The 21,082-nt window shown below is 41.1% G+C and carries 18 protein-coding genes; 8 read left to right on the plus strand and 10 right to left on the minus strand.

Features of this window, described 5'->3' with window-relative positions:
- The first annotated feature begins 17 nt into the window (after positions 1 to 17).
- From AAEY94_RS04460 to dauA, 5 genes are all read left to right on the plus strand, one after another.
- Entirely contained in the window at positions 18 to 677 is a 660-nt protein-coding gene (locus AAEY94_RS04460) for a TorD/DmsD family molecular chaperone (RefSeq protein WP_350977548.1), read from the plus strand.
- Positions 678 to 691: 14 nt separating this feature from the next.
- Positions 692 to 1,138, plus strand: a complete 447-nt coding sequence (locus AAEY94_RS04465; protein WP_350977551.1) for a hypothetical protein — start codon at positions 692 to 694, stop codon at positions 1,136 to 1,138.
- Positions 1,139 to 1,342: 204 nt separating this feature from the next.
- Positions 1,343 to 2,251, plus strand: coding sequence for a haloalkane dehalogenase (locus AAEY94_RS04470; protein WP_350977554.1), 909 nt, complete (start codon positions 1,343 to 1,345; stop codon positions 2,249 to 2,251).
- 275 nt (positions 2,252 to 2,526) lie between these two features.
- Positions 2,527 to 2,721, plus strand: coding sequence for a hypothetical protein (locus AAEY94_RS04475; protein ID WP_350977557.1), 195 nt, complete (start codon positions 2,527 to 2,529; stop codon positions 2,719 to 2,721).
- A gap of 144 nt (positions 2,722 to 2,865) precedes the next feature.
- Positions 2,866 to 4,593: a C4-dicarboxylic acid transporter DauA gene (gene dauA, locus AAEY94_RS04480; protein ID WP_350977560.1), complete on the plus strand. Its 1,728-nt coding sequence runs from the start codon at positions 2,866 to 2,868 to the stop codon at positions 4,591 to 4,593.
- 68 nt (positions 4,594 to 4,661) lie between these two features.
- Here dauA and AAEY94_RS04485 read toward each other — a convergent pair whose 3' ends face one another.
- From AAEY94_RS04485 to AAEY94_RS04495, 3 genes are all read right to left on the minus strand, one after another.
- Positions 4,662 to 5,177 carry a DUF6702 family protein gene (locus AAEY94_RS04485; protein WP_350977563.1) on the minus strand — a complete coding sequence of 172 codons (516 nt, stop codon included), beginning with the start codon at positions 5,175 to 5,177 and terminating at the stop codon, positions 4,662 to 4,664.
- Positions 5,177 to 7,627 (minus strand): M1 family metallopeptidase, encoded by a 2,451-nt coding sequence (locus AAEY94_RS04490; RefSeq protein WP_350977680.1) that lies wholly within the window; start codon positions 7,625 to 7,627, stop codon positions 5,177 to 5,179. The genes AAEY94_RS04485 and AAEY94_RS04490 overlap by 1 nt, the downstream gene beginning before the upstream one ends.
- Positions 7,628 to 7,807: 180 nt before the next feature.
- Positions 7,808 to 8,599 carry a substrate-binding periplasmic protein gene (locus AAEY94_RS04495; protein ID WP_350977565.1) on the minus strand — a complete coding sequence of 264 codons (792 nt, stop codon included), beginning with the start codon at positions 8,597 to 8,599 and terminating at the stop codon, positions 7,808 to 7,810.
- A gap of 195 nt (positions 8,600 to 8,794) precedes the next feature.
- Here AAEY94_RS04495 and AAEY94_RS04500 point away from each other — a divergent pair, with 195 nt between their 5' ends.
- Positions 8,795 to 9,808 (plus strand): NAD(P)H-quinone oxidoreductase, encoded by a 1,014-nt coding sequence (locus AAEY94_RS04500; RefSeq protein ID WP_182743797.1) that lies wholly within the window; start codon positions 8,795 to 8,797, stop codon positions 9,806 to 9,808.
- Between the two features lie 378 nt (positions 9,809 to 10,186).
- Positions 10,187 to 10,624: a hypothetical protein gene (locus tag AAEY94_RS04505; RefSeq protein WP_101085004.1), complete on the plus strand. Its 438-nt coding sequence runs from the start codon at positions 10,187 to 10,189 to the stop codon at positions 10,622 to 10,624.
- A 119-nt stretch (positions 10,625 to 10,743) separates the two neighbouring features.
- Here AAEY94_RS04505 and AAEY94_RS04510 read toward each other — a convergent pair whose 3' ends face one another.
- The 7 genes from AAEY94_RS04510 to cynS all read right to left on the minus strand — a co-directional run bounded on the left by AAEY94_RS04510 (position 10,744) and on the right by cynS (position 18,756).
- A complete protein-coding gene (locus tag AAEY94_RS04510) occupies positions 10,744 to 11,157 on the minus strand; it encodes a DUF2391 family protein (RefSeq protein ID WP_335692222.1) in 414 nt (137 codons plus the stop codon).
- Positions 11,147 to 12,181, minus strand: coding sequence for an aldose epimerase family protein (locus AAEY94_RS04515; protein ID WP_182743798.1), 1,035 nt, complete (start codon positions 12,179 to 12,181; stop codon positions 11,147 to 11,149). Before AAEY94_RS04515 ends, AAEY94_RS04510 begins: the two co-directional genes overlap by 11 nt.
- A gap of 25 nt (positions 12,182 to 12,206) precedes the next feature.
- Complete coding sequence (gene galK, locus AAEY94_RS04520; RefSeq protein ID WP_101085007.1) at positions 12,207 to 13,349, minus strand: galactokinase; 1,143 nt, start codon at positions 13,347 to 13,349, stop codon at positions 12,207 to 12,209.
- Between the two features lie 172 nt (positions 13,350 to 13,521).
- Positions 13,522 to 15,192: a cation:proton antiporter domain-containing protein gene (locus AAEY94_RS04525; protein ID WP_350977569.1), complete on the minus strand. Its 1,671-nt coding sequence runs from the start codon at positions 15,190 to 15,192 to the stop codon at positions 13,522 to 13,524.
- Between the two features lie 334 nt (positions 15,193 to 15,526).
- Positions 15,527 to 17,248, minus strand: coding sequence for a bifunctional protein-serine/threonine kinase/phosphatase (locus tag AAEY94_RS04530; RefSeq protein WP_350977572.1), 1,722 nt, complete (start codon positions 17,246 to 17,248; stop codon positions 15,527 to 15,529).
- 87 nt (positions 17,249 to 17,335) lie between these two features.
- Positions 17,336 to 18,148: a formate/nitrite transporter family protein gene (locus tag AAEY94_RS04535; RefSeq protein WP_182743800.1), complete on the minus strand. Its 813-nt coding sequence runs from the start codon at positions 18,146 to 18,148 to the stop codon at positions 17,336 to 17,338.
- 167 nt (positions 18,149 to 18,315) lie between these two features.
- Positions 18,316 to 18,756: a cyanase gene (gene cynS / locus AAEY94_RS04540; RefSeq protein WP_182743801.1), complete on the minus strand. Its 441-nt coding sequence runs from the start codon at positions 18,754 to 18,756 to the stop codon at positions 18,316 to 18,318.
- Positions 18,757 to 19,098: 342 nt separating this feature from the next.
- Between cynS and AAEY94_RS04545 the strand changes: the two genes are divergently transcribed.
- Positions 19,099 to 20,994 carry a sigma-54 interaction domain-containing protein gene (locus AAEY94_RS04545; RefSeq protein ID WP_182743802.1) on the plus strand — a complete coding sequence of 632 codons (1,896 nt, stop codon included), beginning with the start codon at positions 19,099 to 19,101 and terminating at the stop codon, positions 20,992 to 20,994.
- Positions 20,995 to 21,082 lie beyond the last annotated feature (88 nt).

Genomic DNA, 21,082 nt, shown 5'->3' on the forward strand with positions numbered 1-21,082 from the left:
ATATAAAGGAAGGCATAATGACCGACACAACAACGAATATATATCTTGAACTTCATGCTATTGCTCGCTTATTACATAATGTGTTTTTAGATTATCCGACTGTAGATTCTATCCAGTATTTCAATGATAACCAGCTTGATCAAAACTGGCCAGTATTGATAGGATCTGAAGCGAACCAAAAAGGTAAGGTTTTATTAAGTCAATTTATATCGCAATGGCAACCAGACCAAATTAACGAAGTGAAACTGGATTATGGCCAATTATATTTTGGACCCGGAGAACCTAATGCAATGCCATGGGGCTCGGTATATTTAGGTGAACAACAAATTCTTAATGATCAATCCACCATTCAATTGATGAATTTTTATAAAAAGTTTGGTATTAGCTTTGACTTAAAGTACAACCAACCAATAGATCATATTTCTCTATTCTATTCAGTAATCGATCAGCTGTTACAGCAATTATTAGATGAACCCAATAACAAATTGGCAAAAGAAGCATTAATCATATTATTACAGCAACATATGCTGCCATGGTCTGGGCGCTGCCATGAGTTAGCAATTGAATATGCACAAACTGATTTTTATAAGGCTATTGCTCTGCTTTCCCAAGATTTTGAATCAGTACTTGCTTCCACCATGAATGTGGTGCCTATGCCAATGCGTTTATTTCGTTAAATAAGGTGTTTAATATGAATGTGATTAGGTCTGTTTCAGAACAATGGCATAAAGCAGAGTTTGCTCACCAATTACATATCTATTTAAGTCAAGAGCAAGTTATCAACGATTTATTCGTGGGTGCGACAAATAAAGCTACTATATGTAATATTATTGCAGCCATGATTGAGTCACCGATAAAACTACATGATGAAAAATATAAAATAGATCAAAATTCAATTTTCGATTGTTTTTTTCAATGTTTTCATTTGCTTTTTATTAAAGAAGTTGAACATCACAGTTTGACCCAAGCTGAACAGTTAATTCTATCTATTTCAGTTTATTTCGCCAATAAGATAAATCAACAACCAGACAATGTTGATATAAGTGATCTTCAAAAGAGTGCTCATATTATTACAGCAATGTCTCGGCTTGAAATAGTTCGTAAAGAACATCGTAAATCACAATGTAATATGGGTTGAAGTTGATCTTTTTACTTAGTCATAAAAAACTTTTCTACGATAGAAGTTTCGTGTAGTTAATAAAACACGAAAGTCATTTAAGTTCAATTAGTGTTAGAAATCTCAATCACTCTTCGTTACTTAATTATTAGTGTTGAAGTGCATGCAATTAGAAGCTGACTCATAGAGTTGATGCATTTTATAAAAAATAGGAAATAGAAAATTATGGAATTTTTACGAACTGATGATAGTTACTTTGTTAATTTACCAGGCTATCAGTTTACACCTAATTACCTATTAGTGGACGATAGTGAAGGAGGCCAGTTACGGATTCATTATCTTGATGAAGGAGACAAAGATGCTGCGCCAATATTATTACTACATGGAGAACCTTCATGGAGTTTTTTATATCGTAAAATGATCCCGATCCTTGTTGCAGCAGGTCATCGAGTTATTGTCCCAGATCTTATTGGATTTGGCCGTTCAGATAAACCAAGTCAACGTTCTGATTATACCTATCAACGTCATGTAGATTGGATAAAATCATTCGTTTTACAACTTGAATTAACCAACATTACTTTGGTATGCCAAGACTGGGGCGGCTTAATCGGGCTGCGTATGGCAGCTGAAGATATTCCGCGCTATACCGGTATTGTTGCAGCAAACACCATGTTACCCACAGGTGATGAAGGAACTAATGATGCATTTATGCAATGGTTTAATTACTCGCAAGAAGTAGTACATTTCCCTACAGGACAGATGATAAATGGTGCATCTGTTTCAAATTTATCAGATGAAGTTATTGCTGCATATGACGCGCCATTCCCTGATGAAACATACAAAGCTGGTGCTCGTGAATTTCCCTTGTTAGTGCCTATTACGCCTGATGATCCAGCAACACTGAAAAACCGTGCAGCATGGAAAGTATTATCTCAATGGGAAAAACCTTTTTTGACAGCGTTTAGCGACTCAGATCCTATCACTGCTGGCGGAGATAAAATGATGCAACAAATAATACCGGGTGCAAAAGGGCAAAAACATACAACGATTATCAATGCTGGTCATTACTTACAAGAAGAGCAAGGTGAGGTGCTAGCCGAGGTTGTGGTTAAGTTTATTGCTGATAATCGTTAACGCGCCCTTTAGCCAAGTTCGATAACTGCTTAGTAATAATAATGGTATCCATTATTAACATGCTTATCTTGGTGGCTATATGTTCTGTAGAGGGCATATAGCTGCTATTTATCATGATTAGCTTATGGTTTTATTGAACCATATTGATGTTTAATTCTAACATTTTATCTCTGTATTCAATTTCACTATTTATTCCCACCTTAACCTCTCCTAAACCCGTCCATCAGTATGCTTGTTCCAATATGGTGTAACACACACGTTTGGAGATGCAGTTGATGATGGTAAAACCGACCTTACGAAAGGCGATGCTGGCACTGATGGTCATAAGCCTGTTGGGCTGTAGCGCTGTCGATAATGTCAATTACGCCGACCGAGCCAGTCAAGCTGAGGCGGATACGAGTCAGCGTTTGATTGAGCCGTTATTGGCTGCATCAAATACTCAAGATGCGCCGATGCAATTTGTAGTTTGATTAACGGATTTAGATAAACCGTGCATTATAATATGATGATAATTATATTATCATCAGGTGTTAACTTAATTCGATTGTACTGTAAGGTAATCGGCCTATAATGAGGGGTATCTTGACGCCGTACTAGGTTATGGGATCGCCGCAATGAAATACCGCACACATTTATTTTCTCTTCGTATCGGGCATGCACTCCGAGAGTCTTTAAAAGACGCTCCCTACAATGCCAATGCATTCACTAAAGATTTATTAGCCGGCTTAACCGTTGGCATTATTGCTATTCCATTAGCAATGGCGCTTGCGATTGCCATTGGGGTCGCGCCGCAATACGGGTTATATACCGCCATTATTGCTGGGTTTGTTATTCCGCTCACCGGTGGCTCGCGTTACAGCGTGTCTGGCCCTACCGCCGCGTTTGTGGTGATCCTTTATCCCATAGTGCATCAATATGGTTTGTCAGGGTTATTGCTTGCCAGCCTGTTATCCGGGCTAATGTTGATTATCATGGCGTTGTTTCGCTTAGGCCGTTTTATTCAATATATTCCCGAGTCGGTCACGTTGGGTTTTACCGGTGGTATTGCTGTTGTTATCGCAGTATTACAAGTGAAGGATTTTTTTGGCTTAAGCATTAGCGAAATGCCAGAAAGTTTTGTCGGTAAGGTGGCTACCTTGGTTCAAGAAATACCAGGGTTTTCTGGGCCAACATTGCTGGTGGGATTAAGCACCTTAGTAGTGTTTATTCTGTGGCCCAAACTCAAGTTGGCGGTACCCGCACATCTTCCTGCCGTGGTTGTTGCGAGCATTGTGGCGCTGGTACTAAATCAACTCGGTTTTCATGTGGCGACCATTGGTTCTACGTTCAGCTTTACCTTAGCCGACGGCTCAATCGGGGCGGGCATTCCCTCTATGCTGCCTGACTTTGAATGGCCTTGGCTTCGCGCGCAATCCGGTGAAGTGCCATTGGTACTCACTTGGCAATTAGCCAGTGACCTATTGTCTGCCGCCTTTGCGATTGCCATGTTAGGCGCCATTGAATCGTTACTGTGTGCAGTGGTGTTAGACGGCATGTCAGGTAAAAAACACAGCGCCAATAGCGAATTACTTGGCCAAGGTATCGGTAATATTATCGCGCCATTTTTTGGCGGTATTACCGCGACTGCTGCTATTGCTCGTTCGGCAGCTAACTATAAGTCGGGCGCGGTAAGCCCAATCGCGGCCATGATCCATGCGGTGGTGGTATTAGTGTCTTTATTATCGCTCAGTACTGTTTTAGCTTATATCCCCATGGCGGGCATGTCGGCGCTGCTTATCATGGTGGCATGGAACATGAGCGAAGCGCCTAAAATTGTCCATCTGGTTAAAAAAGCCCCTGCCAGCGAAGTGTTAGTGTTGATGGTGTGTTTGTTACTGACTATATTCTTCGATATGGTGATTGCGATCAGTGCAGGGATCATTTTGGCGTCGTTATTATTCATGAAGCAAGTGGCTGATATGACCAAGGTGCAAGACATTAGCGAGCAGAAGAAACACATTCATGTTGAATTACCGCCGCGTTGGAAAGTGTTTAAAATCAATGGACCATTATTTTTTGCTGCCGCCGACAGTGTCTTTGGCGAGTTGGCGCATTTGAGTGGCGACCAAGATGGGGTGGTGTTGTATTTTGATGGGGTATCGCTTTTAGATTCTGGTGGTGTCTCGGCGCTGTATAAGTTTATTGCTAAATGTAAGCATGATAATACTCGGGTATTGTTGGCCGATTTTCAATTTCAGCCACTTAAAACCTTGGCCAAAGCAGGCTTTAAGCCTGACGGCGTGCAGTGCGTGACGTATTCAACCTTGGCAGGTGCGCTAGACGATGTGGTCGCTGGAGCTTAAAAACACCATAAAGGCTGACAAACCAGTATGGTGTTTTCGATAAACTAGCTGCGATAACGTTTTGTCAGTTATTGGGCTGGTTTAGCCACTTCAATATAATGCCAAGAGTCTGCAATGTGCAGCCTTGCTGAAGTCACACGTTTATTCCGCTCAACATTAATGTGGTTAGTTTGCTCTGACCACAACTCTTGCAGTGCGGTCATCTTAAGATAAAAACCGTCCATATTAGTGGTGATCGGCGTTTCCTGATAAACCCACAAATACTTGCCCTGTAACTCGGTGCCAACATAGGTCAGCGTTAACGGATGTTGCTGCTGATTCTGCATCGAAAACGTCGAAATAGCATAATAAGCAAACGCTTCACGGCCAACGGGATCGCCGATCAGATCGGTACTTTTATCGATCACTTGTTGGGCTGCGTGTTCAGCATCGTGTAAATAAAACCGATGCTGGACTTCTAGCATGCCGCTACGCTGATTAAATACAATACTGGTGTAAGCTTCTTTTTGCTGGTGGGCCGTGACATTGCCCGCCAGCAAACTTAACGCGATAGCCATGAATCCTGCATAAAATGATAGACGCATTATTTCTTCTTCACTTTTATTTCAGGCTCTTTCAGGGCTTCTTTATTGTCATGCATAATGTCGCGATACTTATTGCCCTTACGTTCCTCTTCTTTAAAGGCTTCAATGCGTGAGGGAATAATTTGTCTTGGGTAATAGTTGTTTTCAATATCGACATCGGCTGTTTCGCCGCGACGATCAACTACGGCAGACACTAAGATTTTGTCTTTGTCGGTAACAATGAGCTTACTGACTTCAAACGGTGAACGTCGCCAAATTTCTGCAGGCAGCACCAATGACTCGGTATCACCATTTTCAAACGTGAGTTCGAGTAAAATTGGCATCACTAAGCCACCTAAATTGGCAAAGTTAAACACATAATAGTTTTTATCTTCTTTGAGTGCGCGTGCGAGTGTTTGTTGCTCCCACGGGTCTAGCTCGGCGTGTTTTTTGTTGTACTTGTTGCGCTCTTTATTGGTCACGCTAAATTGATCATATTGGTCATGATAATCAACGTTATCTGAATTAAGTTCTACCCAGGTTTTTAGGCCACTTTGTTGGTTACGCTCAACCGAATAAGGCATGGGTTTGTCTTTATAATCTTGGCGACGACGATCAAAATCAATATCAGGATTATTGCTGTCTAAGCGCAGTTTATAAATGCGATCTAGCGAGATATCAACATGATCTGTGGTGTAAAACCAGCCACGGAAAAACCAATCTAAGTCGACGCCAGAGGCTTCTTCCATGGTGCGGAAAAAGTCGCTTGGAGTAGGGCGCTTGTTCATCCAGCGACGGCTGTACTCTTGAAAGGCAAAATCGAATAGCTCACGGCCTAATACCACTTCACGTAAAATGTTGAGTGCCACAGCAGGTTTAATATAGGCGTTTGGACCAAGCTGTAACACGCTGTCTGACTGCGTCATCACCGGCACTTGCACGTTAGACTTCATGTACTCAATAACGTCACTTGGCTCACGCCCCCACGGTAGCGATGGGTCCCATTCGCGAGTGGCTATGCCGTCTAAAAAGCTGTTTAAGCCTTCGTCCATCCACGTCCATTGGCGCTCGTCTGAGTTCACAATCATTGGGAAATAGTTATGGCCGACTTCGTGGATTACTACGCCGATTAAGAATTGTTTTTCCGACAAGGTATAAGTACGGCTTTCATCATCGTGCCAAATGGTGCGTGGACCATTAAAGCTAATCATCGGGTATTCCATGCCGCCAACAGGGCCGTTTACACTAATGGCCGCAGGGTAGGGATAATCGAAGGTAAAGCGCGAATAGACTTTAAGGGTGTGAATAACCGATGCAGTTGAATAACGCTGCCAAAGTTCTCCACCTTCTTTAGGATAAAACGACATCGCCATCACTTGTGGGTTCTGGCTGCCTTTTTGTTGGTAACCTTGAGCATCCCAAATAAATTTACGTGAAGATGCCCAAGCAAAGTCGCGTACGTTTTCAGCTTTAAAATGCCAGGTTTTATTGCCTTTAGCAGTGCTTGACTCATTAGTAAGTGCTTCGTCTTCTGAGACAATAAATACAGGCTTTTTGGCTGTTTTAGCTTTATCTAAACGTTTGATTTGTTCAGGTGATAACACCTTTTTGCTGTTTTGTAATACGCCAGTGGCTGTGACGATGTGGTCGCTGGGTACGGTCATACTGACATCGTAATTACCAAACTCGAGGGTAAACTCGCCGCTGCCTAAAAACTCTTTATTGTGCCACGCTTCGTAGTCGGAATAGCTGGCAACTCGCGGAAACCACTGCGCTAATAAGAAGATGTCATTACCGCCTTTACGTTTGTCGTCAGGGAAGTGCTCGTAACCCGAACGCGCGCCAACGGCGTCTTCTTCTAAAATGTTATAGCCATAATTAATGTGTAGCTGCGTCGATTTATTGTGGCTTAACGGGGTGGGTAAATCGACGCGCATTTGGGCGCCGACAATAGTGTATTTTAAAGGCTTATTATTAGTGTCAGTAACAGCCGCTATTTGATAACCCAAGTTATTGTCAGCTAAAAATTGTTGGCGACGAAGATCACCTAAACTGATTTTGGCAAAGGCATTATCACCGTAAGTGTTGTTAGCACTAACACTACCATCCACGCCATTAAATGCGGCGCTGCGTTCAGATATCGAATCTGATTTAAAACGATTTTGTTCTAGCTGTAACCATAGATATTTAAGCGTATACGGTGAGTTGTTGTGATAAGTAATCACTTGCTCGCCTTGAATGCGACGCTTTTTTTCATCCAGAGTGACATCGATTTTATAATCAACTTGTTGTTGCCAGTAGTCTTTACCTGGTTCGCCAGCAGCATTGCGGTAATCGTTTGGTGTTGGGAGGCTCTCTTCAAGTTGACGAAACTTGTCTACAAAATGACCTTTGCTTTGGACAATTTCAGAAGCCGAACTGGTAATAATAACTGAACTGGTTAATGCCAGTAACAGCAGCTGACGATACACGCGCATAAATACTCCTTTGACGTCAGCAAGCTGATGCCAATAATCCCAAAATGATGATTTGTTATATTTTTTGTAGGCGGAGTGTAACTAAATTGACTCTGTTATGCAGTGATAAGAGTGTTACGAAGTTTTGCACTTTACTGATGCCAATTCCCTATGGCATAACAACTGTAAGCAAGATTAATTAAAGCTAGGCAGGAACTTTTGCAGGTTTTTATGACGGGCCTCATCTGAGGTCAGTGCCGGTAATATTTTGTATTTACTCATAATCTGTTGATATTCGCCATTGGCTTTTAGCATGTCGATGCCTTTAGCAAAGGTGACGGCATAAGCTTTATTACGTGGATTAAAGCCAACATATAACGGCACCGGTTTGCCAATAGTGCCTGCATAGCGAAGTTGCTTGGTTAAGTTTAATTGACTCGCGGTGTACTCAATGACATTTTTGTTGTCGATGATGACCGAATGACGTCCTTTTACCAGCCGAATAATATTCATCGCTAATGGATCTCTACCCGAGGCAAAGTAGGTATTAGAATGTGCAGCAAACCAAGCATCGAGCTCAACACCATAGTCATAGCCACTGACGACAGCAGCTTGTTGAGTGCTATTAAGGTCGGTAATCTGCTCAAATGTTTCATTACTATCAACAAGAGTATAAAAGTCATTGCTGTTATAGCCGACAATCACATCAGCATTAATCAATTGGTTTTCGGCAATGGCGTTCGGCGTCAATGCCAGTACAGCATCAATGTTGTTTCTTTGCAGTTCAATCAGTGCGCGTTTATAAGGAAGAATCTGAAATTCAATCGGTTGGCCTTGGATTTCAAAAGCGCGACTTGTGAGTTCTACAACGTAGCCTGTTTGGTTGTTGCAGATATAAGGACACCAAATATCAGATGCGATACGGATAGGTGTAGCATGGGCGTGAATACTGAAAATAGACAGTAAAACGAACAGGTACTTTAACAAGTATTTTGCTCCATGTGTTGAACGGGCGGGTATATTAATGGTTTAAAGAGTATAGGCAATCTTTTTTGATTAAAAAAAATACTACTTTATGTTTTGCTAACAAACATGCCGATTTTGTAAACAGGTAACCGGTGCCAGTAACAGGCTATTCATTATAGTTACATTTTAATAACAATTAACCAAGGTGATATTTTTATGGCAATTTTAAACAGAACATTTACCCATGTAGTAGTTGAGCAGCCTGGCGAACCCAGTGCGATGACCATGACTAAATCGACACTTGCGATGCCGACAGAAGGCCAGGTGACGATTAAGGTGCATGCCGCTGGAGTTAATGGGCCTGACATTAAACAGCGCGTTGGCGCTTATCCACCGCCAGCAGATGCCAGCCCGATTATCGGGCTAGAAGTGGCTGGTGAAATTGTTGCCGTGGCAGACGATGTTACCCAATGGAAAGTGGGCGATAAAGTGTGTGCCTTAGTGCCTGGTGGCGGCTATGCCGAGTTAGTGAATACTTACGCAGCACATTGTTTACCCATTCCTACCGGTTACAGTTTTGTACAAGCTGCCGCGTTGCCAGAAACTTTTTTTACCGTGTGGGGTAACTTGTTTATTCGTGGTGGACTTAACGCGGGTGAAACGGTGCTTATTCATGGCGGTTCTGGCGGTATCGGTACGACCGCAATTCAAATGGCGAGTCGTTTAGGCGCAACGGTATTTGCGACCTCTGGCAGTGCAGAGAAATGCCAATACTGTCTTGATCAAGGTGCTAGTGTAGCGATTAACTATAACGAGCAGCACTTTGTTGAGCCGATTTTAGAAGCAACAAATGGATTAGGCGTTAACGTGATTATGGATATTGCAGGTGGTGACTTTATTAACGAAAACCTCAAAGCGATTGCAACCGACGGACGTATGGTGTCGGTTGCCATGCAACGTGGTCCACAGGCAAACGTGGATATTTTCCGTATTATGGCTAAGCGAGTGATTTGGACAGGGTCAACGTTACGACCACAAAGCGTGGCGAATAAAGCCCTTATTGCTCAAGGTTTGGCAGAGTTCGTATGGCCGTTATTAAATAGCGGTAAAATGAGCATTCCAATTGATAGTGTGTTCCCATTCTCGCAAGTGGTGCAGGCACATGAACTAATGGAGTCGGGCACACACAAAGGCAAGATAGTGTTAGATCTACAAGCTGATCCTCGTTAAGTAAATGAATACCCTTATCAATACACATATTAATATTGTGGTTTTAATCAGCGATATATTTTGATAAAAAACTTGAAGCTTGATGTTTTTAAGCTAAAGTCGTGATCACAAAGTGATTGGCCTGAAACGGGTTAATCACTTTTGTGAGGCGTTTATTTTGTGAGAAAAATGACGATAAAGTGTTAAAAATTGACGACAACCAACATTTTTATGCGATTACTCGAAAATTTCATCGTTTTAGGCATTGATTCTCAGAAATATTCTGTTTAAATACCCACACAAATACAGAACAGATAATCGTGGCGCAGTATGAAGATGTTATCTTCAATAATCCTGCATCATTTTTAGAATATGTGTTGATTAAGGGCGTTAGCATATATGTATAACACTGCAAAAAAACAACTTTGGTTTGGTGAATTAAGAACATCGAAAGGTAACACTATCGTCGTTCATGATAATCAATTGCCAGAAGCGTCACCAGGGCGCATTTTCATGTACAACACTATCCGTAATACGATTGTGGAGTACGTAGAAGACATCGTTAAAGTTAACTTACACGACTTAGACGAGCAACAAACAAAAGCCGCTATGGCTGAGTTTGGCGATGCTTGGAAGGTGGCACGTAGTGAGTTTATGGCAAAGCATCAGTTACGAATTGATTTATCAAAAGTACCCGATACAGCGCCACCGCGTAAGGCTAAACCGGCTCCAGAGCCAGATGAACCGATTAACGCCGATGATGACATTCCAGAATTTGATGATTCAGATGATGACAATGATAGCTTTGATGACATGGGTGATAGCGTAGACGATTAAACCTGCAGATAACATTGAGTCTCTGGCTCAGTGTATTGCGTGGTCTATGTTATTATCCTGCTTATATCTGCTATAGATAACTGACCACATAAGGAATAATTTATTATTCCTTATGTGGTTTATTCCTTGTCGAAACTGTCGACAATAATCGCACCCATGGACGCGGGCATCGCGATTAAAATAATCCGTTTTAACGCTAAAATTGGGTCGGTGATTAATGGCAATTTATCTAATGCCAATAGCACAATGCTGACCACCAATAACGTTAATATATACGCTGCAATTACCCGCAACAAAAATGCTCGTCTGCGCTTAACAATATTTGCCTGAAACACACTCTGATAAGCAAACAGAGTAATAAATGCCAGCGACAATACCACCACCAATACCAAATTTAATGCAGGCAAACTGGCCGACAATCTCCATGCTTCTTCAGAAAATGCAATCGGCACCGACAGGGCAAAAGCCCCAACAGCAATTTGACCAATATCTTCGGCATTAAAACTGGATTTTACTGGCTGATTATTCTGCATCAAACTGATATCGAGTGATGTGGTGATAAACCTTGCCAGGTGTTACCCACACATCGCCGGGCAAGTCAGGTTGATTCGGCGAGTCGGGTAGCATTTGCGGTTCAATACACACAGCTTGATGATCGCTTAATACTCGCTGCTTTTTGCCTACAGTGCCTTGCAAAAAGTTTGCGCCGTAAACCTGCACCCCAGGCTGGTTAGTATAAACCGTCATATTACGGCCGCTATTCGGGCTGGCTAAACAACCAAATCGTTGTAAATCTGCACCGGGATTATCTAACACATAGCAATGGTCAAAACCCTTGGTTGCAGCTAATGCTGGGCGCTCGGTTTGTACCGACATCGGCGTGGCTTTTGCCATGTCTAAATCGCTACCTGCGGTAGGTTGCATTGCGGTAGGTACGCCAACATCATTCATTGTGAGGTACTTTTTAGCATCCACTTGCAGCGTATGTTGCTTATTAGTGTCGCTGCGATTACCGTCTAAATTAAAGTAGCTGTGTTGGGTTAAACTAATGGGGCAGGCTTTATCTGTGCTGGCCAGCATTTCAATGTACAAGTTATTACCCACTAAACGGTAATCGAGTTGCACAGTACAATTACCCGGAAATCCCATGTCGCCGTCAGGGCTTGTTAAGGTTAAGCGAACGCCATCACTTAAGGTACCGAGTTGCCACAATTTTCGATTAAAGCCCTCAACACCACCGTGCAAACAATTGCTCGCTTGATTTACGCTAAGTTGATATTGATGACCATCATATTGGGTTTTACCATTGGCAATTCGATTGCTATAACGTCCTGCTATCGCGCCTAAATAGGCTTGTTGAGCTAGATAATCTTCGACATTGTCGCAGCCTAAGACGATATTTTTGCGTTCACCGTTACGATCTGGAGTCCATAATGATCGAATGATGCCGCCTAAACTTAATACTTCAAGTGCGATGATGCCATTATCAATTCTAACCCGTTCAATCTCACCACCACGAGGATCTTGCCAAGGTTCCAGCACACTAAAACGTACCATTTATGCCTCTCTAATTTGTAAATTGTTAACCGATGCGTCCTGCACCGCCACTTGCTGAACATAAGTATATTGTTGCTTCGATGCCAGTTTGCTTAAAATATTGGTTTTCAACCAGGTTAATCACCTCATCGGTGAGGTCATGATTAACCAGCGCCAATACGCAGCCATCGCTCATACGCACGCCGCCTTTCTCACCGATTAAAGTGGCAATCATGCTCACTAAGGTGTCAATGTCGGCAGTGATAATGTCAAAATCATCGCGCATAGATGCTTGAGACTGTGCCATTAACTGACTAAAACGAGCAATATTGTTTTGTTGCAAAGCTCTGGCGGCATTACTCGTACGTTGATTTTCGGTGATGATATGGCGCGCTCGACGAAATTGGACATCGCTGAGTAAGTCTTTATCTGCTGTGAGTAAGCTTAATGATAAATCACGCAGAGAATCGAGACCAAGTAACTTGGTTATCTGATTACACTCTTGTTTGCGTTGCTCAAATTGTTGGGTAAAACCATGACGGTCTTGTTTTAAGTCGATTACGATTAAGCTGAGTTCTTCAGGTAATAGCACTGATTCGCTTTCTAATTCTAAGCAATCAATCAATAAGGCGTGATCAGGCTCTGCCATCGCGCTAATGATTTGGTCCATCATGCCGCAATCTAACAGCATAAATTGGCTTTCGCCACGCTGAGCCAATTGGGCAATAGCGATAGGTGATAAGTTTAGCTGGCTGGCATAACTGATAGCAGTACCAAAAGCGATTTCAAGCGCTGCCGACGATGATAAACCTGCTCCCAGCGGCACGTCACCCACAATGGCTAAGTCTAAGCCTTTGGCTCGTAACCCCGATTGGTTCATGGCGGCGGTAACGCCTTTTAGATAGTGGCTCCAATCATCGCCTGCAGCAACGGGGCCTTCTTCACCAAAGTGCCATTGCTTAATTTCCCCAGGAAACGCCGTTGTTACAGCGCGAAATAAATTATCATCGCGATGCTTAACAGCAATAACAGTATGAAAATTAATTGCGGCGGGTAATGCGAGGCCTTCGTTATAGTCGGTATGCTCGCCCATAATGTTAACTCGCCCGGGCGCCTGGTATAAATCATCTGGCTTGGTGCCAAATGTACGAACAAATAATTTAGTCGCGCGTTGAGCAGGGTTTGACATACTTCAAAAAATCCAACAAAGGGTGACATGGAAAGACTTGTTACTTGAGTTATAGCATGACTTAACCGTGTCTGTAACTGAGATTTTTTTATCTGAAGCAAAATTGAAAATATGCGGTAGTAAACAAAAACGCCTAGAGAGTTATCTAGGCGTTTGCAATTGTTGATTAGTTTTATGATGGCAACTCAGATGTCGTTTCATTTATTGCCGATTGATCTGGCTTATCACTACTAGCAGCAACTGAACTTGGAACCAGTTCTGGCGGTGAATCGAGTAGCTCTTTAATCACATGGTCTACAAAACCGGCACCTGCAGCTTCATACAAGTTATACACAGTATTAACACCAGATTCTTTTAATGACTCGGCATCTTCAGCGTATTGCACAATCGCGCTGATTTTCCCCTCGTAATTAAGCTTTTGCAGTTGTTGCACTGCAAACAAATTACCCGCGTGATGTGGCATTGCCAATAGTACTAACTCTAAGTGTGGCGCTCGTTCAAGCTTGACCCAAAAGTCAGTATCGCTAGCGTCACCTTGCACAACATTACGGCCTTCATTTCGATGAAAATCAACCAATTCTTGTTTGTGTTCAATCCCTAAAATTTCGCCGGTGTATTTGGCGCGTAATTCATCATATGCCCCAGAACCAATACGGCCCATACCCAAGATCAAAAAGCGTGGATTACCAATGCGGATTTGTCTGTCTTCTGGGTGTAATGGGTGGCGTTCGAGTTTGGTTAATTTAGACTGGAAACGCTGATAAATATTACTGACGTTATTATTAAACGGCGCTGCAAATAAAAAACTAATACTTAATGCCACAGCAATAATGATCAGCCATTCTGGTGGTAACCAACCTTTGTGTGCCGCGACTGCGGCTACGATTAAACCAAACTCACTGTAGTTACCTAAGTTAAACGAGGCGAGCAGCGAGGTTCGCGACCGCAGCTTAAAGCGAGTTAGCAGATAGACAAACATCAAAATTTTCACTGGAATTAGCGCAACTAAAATCGCCGCTAAACCAATATCGGCTAAGGTCGGCAATCCATTTAACCCAATAGTTAAGAAAAATGCGACTAAGAATAACTCTTTAAAGAAATAAATAGATTTGGCTAATTCAGATGATTTAGCATGCCCAGCGAGTAAAATACCCACAATCAATGCGCCTAAATCGGGTTTTAAACCGACGGCTTCAAATAACCATGCCCCCACCACTAATGCCATAACAAGGCCAAACAATACCAACATTTCGCCGTGGCCGACCCGATCAAATATTTTATAAATAAGCGGTCTTGCAAGCGGTAGTAATAACAATGCAAATGCCCAAACCGACGGGATGTTACCTTTAGAAATGGTTAAAAATATCACCGCGAAGATGTCTTGCATAATCAAGATACCAATCGCGACTCGGCCATAAAGCGACTGCATATCACCGCTATCTTCAAGCACTTTTACCGCAAATACGGTACTGGAAAAACTTAATGCAAAGGAAATTAGCATCAGTTGATTGAAGCTGTATCCGTCGAGCTGTTCAATGCCTAAAAAGCCCAATAACTTCAGCACTGGCACAAAAAATAGAATCGAACCAATTAAATGTAAGCTTGAACCCGCCCACACTTCGGCTTTAAACAGGCTTTTAAGGTCAAGTTTAAGGCCAATAGAAAACAACAGTAAGGTGACACCTAAGTCAGCAAGTTGCTGCAAAATAGGTAAGCTAGTGTCTTCAATGCCTAAGGTGAACAATACAAAACCAGCAGCAAGATAACCAATCAGCGGCGGTAAACCCACTCGGCTGACCAGCATTCCGCAAAGTAGGGTGATAATCAGGATAGCGGGTTCCATAAAGCGCCTTGAATGAGGGATACAAAATCTTATTGTATAAGAAAAAAGTTAACTTTCGATGACTTTAATAGCCTAAAAGCAAAAAACAGCATCTTTAGTGGCTAAAGATGCTGATTCACTGCATGTTTTTATCTGCTGGTTTGTCTATTAAATTTGGCTATTTAGCTAAAATAGTCAAGGTGATAGTTAGCGTAATAGCCTGTTGAATATAAAGGGTTCAGATAACAAAAAATAGCGTTAGCAAATGCATTATCAATAGCATAAAAAGCAATTATTGCTAATCGATGGTTATCAAATTTATCCAACTTATTGCAATATTTTTGCTACCCCTCTTTTACCCTAATCCACCCAGCACAACCTGTTGGATAATCATCAGAACAAATAACACTAAGCTAATGCCTTGCCAAAATTTAACGGGTTCGCGGTCGATTAAGGGCGGTTTTGTTTGTGTTAAAAATACCTTACTGGGTTGGCGCAAGTCGGCAATAAATTCAGATAATACTTGAGGGCGGTGTAAGGGATTAATTTTTAATGCGCGTTGTAGGGCGTAGTCTACCCAATGTGGAGTGTTGGAGTTATCATCGATTAAAGTTCGGTAAATTAGTTTTCGTTGTGCAGCAATGCTGGTCGCTTGAGCTATCTTTGCGCTATAAGGGAATTTTCCAGATAGCATTTGATAGGTGATAACGGCCAAAGAATAAATATCAGACTGCTGTGTACCAACCTTACCTAAAAAATACTCAGGCGCAGAAAAGCGAATTGTGCCACGCATAGTTTCTTCTGTCGCAATATCAGTAACACCTGCTATGAAGGTCGAACCAAAATCAATAATTTTCACCGTATTAGATTTATCGATCATTATATTGTTTGGTCGCAAATCCTGGTGAATCATTTCTTGTCGATGAAAAGCCTGCAATCCCTTGGCAACTTGTTCAATAATGGCACGTACTTGTTCTAATGTGGGTTTAGGATTGTCTAACATCCATTGATTGAGCGAACAGCCTTCAATATATTCAGAAACAAGGTATAAATAATTACGTTTACGTTTAGGGATAATGGCTTTAGCAACATGGGGATTATTAATTCGTTTTGCTATCCACTCTTCAAGCATAAAACGTTCAAGGTAGTCATTATCATTACAGCCCTCTGTTGAGGGGGTTTTAATCACCACCGTTTGTTGGCTGTCATTATCCCTGGCCAAAAAAACATGACTCCGACTGCTAATATAAATTTCTCGTAGAATATCGTAACCATCAAATACCATCCTTGGTGCTAGTCTTGGCGGCAAAGGCAAGCTAGTCATTTGATGTACTTCATTTAGCTGGTAATCAGGTACATGGTCCACACGCACTATTTGAATGCTTAAGTTGTCATTACTGCCTAAATCTAGCGCTTGTTGAATAATATTATGAGCGGCAATGTCTAAAGAGTCTGCGGTCGCTATTTGTTGAGTTATTTGCAATCCATTAATAAACTCATAAACACCATCGGTTGCTAAAACGAAAATATCGCCTTGTTCAATAGTGTGGTGTTGGTAATCAATTTCTAAGGTTTGCTCTATGCCAAGGGCACGGGTTAAGTAGGTCACATCTGTTGATAAAATGCGTCGATGATCTTCTGTTAACTGTTCGAGTTGCTGGTCTACTACGCTATAAACGCGTGTATCACCAGAATGAAAAATATGAGCAGAGTTAGATTTAAGGACTAAAGCACTAAAGGTACAAACATAACCTTTATCTTTATCAAAGCGGTACGAGCTATTACGTGTTTGGGCACAAAGCCAAGAATTAATCGATTGTACAACTTTTTGTACCGAGGATTTGACCGACCAAGAATCAGAGGTGCAATAATAATCTTCGAGAAAACAGGATACCGCGGCTTCACTTGCAACTTGACTCACCTTGCTTGAACTTATGCCATCAGCCATCGCTAACACAATGCCTTTAGCGCTGAGTAGCGGTTCTTTAGGCACAATACTACCGATGAAATCCTGATTAACAGCTTTTATGCCTTTATTTGTTGCACCGCCAATACTGACGCTAAGCGGTTCACTCATTGTGGTATTTCCTAAGAGTTTAGTCAGCCAATAAAAATGACTTCACAATCAGCATTGTGAAGTCTTAAATCATGGCTGTAAATTTGCCTAACTAATCTTACGTTCAGGTGATGTTTTCACATGTGTGAAGTATAACGGCAAGCCAACCAAACATAGACCACCGACTAAATTGCCTAGTGCAGTTGGCAATTCATTCCATAACAAATAATCAGTAACAGTAAAGTCACCGCCCATGATCATAGAGAATGGAAATAAGAACATGTTGACAATTGAATGCTCAAAACCCATATAGAAGAACAACATAACAGGCATCCACATGGCCGCCATTTTGCTGCCAGCAGAGGTTGAAATCATCGCACCAACAACCCCCATAGAAACCATCCAGTTACACAACATGCCGCGAATAAAAATAGTTATCCAACCCATTAAACCATGTGATTGATAGCCTAAGGTTCGCGATTCACCTATTGTGCTCACCTTTGCAGCTATTGCACCACCATCAGTGGAATAACCATAGGTTAAGATAAAGGACATAAAGAAGGCGGTCATTAGAGCGCCGGCAAAATTACCAACAAAAACTAAGCCCCAATTGCGCATAACGCCAGCAAAGGTGACACCTGGACGCTTATCTATAAGCGCTAAAGGGACTAAGGTGAATACTCCCGTTAATAAGTCAAACTTCATTAGGTATAACATAATGAAGCCCACTGGGAATAAAATTGCCCCAGCTAAAGGGCTATCGGTTTTTACGGCCACCGTAATGGCAAATATTGCAGCAAGACCTAAAATAGCGCCCGCCATAAAGGCTCGAATTAACGTATCTTTTGTCGACATGTAAACTTTTTGTTCACCAGCATCGACCATCTTGGTCACAAATTCACTAGGTTCTATATAAGCCATAAATTTTCCTGGTAATTAAAGTTAAAGGTTGATTAGGTATTAAGTTAACATTACTTCTGTAGTAGCAAAAACAGCGCCAGATAAGTAAGTAATTGTTTATATTTGTATTGTTTAAAAAGTGTGTAGCCAATTGTTGTAAACTAATGTGTCTTTTGCACCATGAGTGATCACCACGCTTTGTAAGGTAAAAATTTACCGTTTAAGGTTAAAATTACGCGGTCGCCCTTAGGGTTTTCTTCTTTATCTACCGACATGGAGAAATCGATAGCACTCATAATTCCGTCACCAAATTTTTCTTGAATCACTTCTTTTAGGGTATCTCCATAAACACCCACCACTTCGTATAATCGATAAATGAGTGGATCTTGTGGAATAGCTTGGTCCCATTCTTTTGTTGGGTACTCCATCAATATTTTTTTTGCTTCAATGGGCAAACCAATAAACTCAACCAGTTTTGTCGCACACTCTTCAGAACAACTGTTCATACCTAAGCAAGCTGATGTTGCCCAAACCATTGACATGCCAACGGCGTCAGCAATGCTTTCCCAGGTGAGATCTTTTTCTTTTTTAATGGCAAATATAGCTTCGGTCACATCTAGTTTATTCATGTCTTTCTCCACGTTAGTTAATACCAATCAATTTTGAATTTCCGGATGAATCTGTGCGCTGAATTGGTGCGAATATACTGAGTAGTGCACAATTAAGACGAGTTAATGATTCTGGTTAATTCGATTTGTATTTAACATTGCGAGAACTATGCCAATCAATTTGTTTTTTTAATGCATTGTAATTTAATGATTTTTTATTTTTACTACTATTTACGTGATAACGATTTTTCGTTGATAACGATTTGTCGTTGCAGTTGTAACGATTTTTCGTGGTATGGCGCGATTATTGTATTCAGTCATCACTCCTGATTGTGAATGATTAAAATACAAAAAGAAGTTGTTATGTTAAATAACCTGTTTCTGAATGCCCCAAGTGCAATGATATTAGTTGATCCATTAAATAATAAAGTGCTGCAAGCCAATCTGCAGGCGATATCTTTATTTACGTTAAATAAAGGCAATTTATCTGATTATGCTGCAACAGAACTTTTTCCAAAGTGTGTTGATAAGCTTATTAATTTTACTCAAGAAATATTGGATCATGGTGCTGCTTGGTCGAGCGAATTAAGTATTCTTATCGAAAATGAAGTAACGTATTTAGATGTTGATGCGGTAAAAATAGAAGACAATATTTTACTAAATTGTCAAAATAGCAAGGTGACATTTGCCCGTCATTATCAGTCTATATGCGAAGCAAACTATCGAGCAGGTTTTGACCATTGGAATAAAAATGAAACCATTTTCGAAGAAATAGAAAGACAAAATCAGCTATTGTTAAAAGCAGTAGGAGATGGCATTTATGGCGTAGACGCTCAAGGTAATACGACTTTTGTGAATGAAGCCGCCGAAAAAATATTAGGCTGGGGTAAATCAGAATTAACCGGTAAAAATATGCATCAGGTTATTCACCATTCCCACCTTGATGGCAGCCAATACCATGCACAAGATTGCCCCATTTATGCTGCTTTTAATGATGGAGCGATACACAGTGTTGATATCGAATTTTTTTGGACTAAAGCGGGAACAGCCATCCCGGTTGAATATACCAGCACACCGTTGACTGATAATGGCCGATTAATTGGCGCAGTTGTTGTTTTTCGTGATATTACCGAACGTAAGAAAATTCAAAATGAATTGATCAATGCATTGGAACAAGTTGATGCACTAAAGCGGCGCCTAGAAATGGAAAAAGCCTATTTATTAGAAGAGCTTAATGCTGATTTTAATCATCATCAAATTATTGGACAAAGTACCAAAGTAAAACACATGGTGCATCAAATTGAGTTGGTGGGCCCTACCAATGCTAACGTATTAATTATTGGAGAATCCGGTACAGGTAAAGAATTGATTGCCCGTGCATTGCATGAAGTCAGCGCACGTAAAGCGAGGCCATTAATTAGAGTCAATTGTGCTGCCATTCCTGCTGAACTATTTGAGAGTGAATTTTTTGGACATGTTAAAGGGGCTTTCTCAGGGGCAATATCAGATAGAGTCGGCCGTTTTGAACTTGCTGATGGCGCCACTATATTTTTAGATGAAGTCGGTGAAATTCCATTACAACTGCAAGGCAAGTTATTAAGAGTATTACAAGAACAACAATTTGAACGAGTGGGCGAGTCGATAACACGTAATGTTGATATTAGAGTGATATCGGCAACCAATAAAGATTTAAAAAAACTAGTAGAGCAAAACAAATTCCGAGAAGATTTATACTACCGACTAAACGTTATCCCACTGCAGTCACCGCCTTTACGTGAACGTATTGATGACTTACCTTTACTCGTAAAGCATTTTCTCGATAAAGTCTGTCGACGCGTAAACCAACCACAACCAACAATCACGTTAGGTCAAATGCAAATTTTGCAGCAATATACTTGGCCCGGCAATATACGAGAACTCGAAAACATTATTGAGCGACAAATTATTTTAGCCAATAGTGACAAAGTTAATTTTGATTTTTTAATTACTCAAAGTACCGCTCTAACAGTCAACAGCAAAAGATCCCTAATTCATAACACAAGTGATAATACTGCTATTAACTCACCTAACCAATCGCAGTTATTCAGTGCCCAACAACATAAGTTGATGGAAAAGCAGAATTTAGTGAACGCGTTAATTCACTGCAAAGGCAAAATATATGCTAATGATGGTGCGGCTCAACTATTAGGGTTAAAACCAACAACATTAACATCAAAATTAAAACGCTATGACATTAATCGACAAAACTATATTGGCTAATTAAGCTCATTAATCAAAGGCTGATTTATTATCTTTAATGTATTCAATGTCGATTTTATTTAGGTTGTCTTTGGTTGTTGGTTTTGAT

The organism is Shewanella sp. AC34-MNA-CIBAN-0136 (assembly GCF_040309945.1).
Taxonomy (GTDB): domain Bacteria; phylum Pseudomonadota; class Gammaproteobacteria; order Enterobacterales; family Shewanellaceae; genus Shewanella.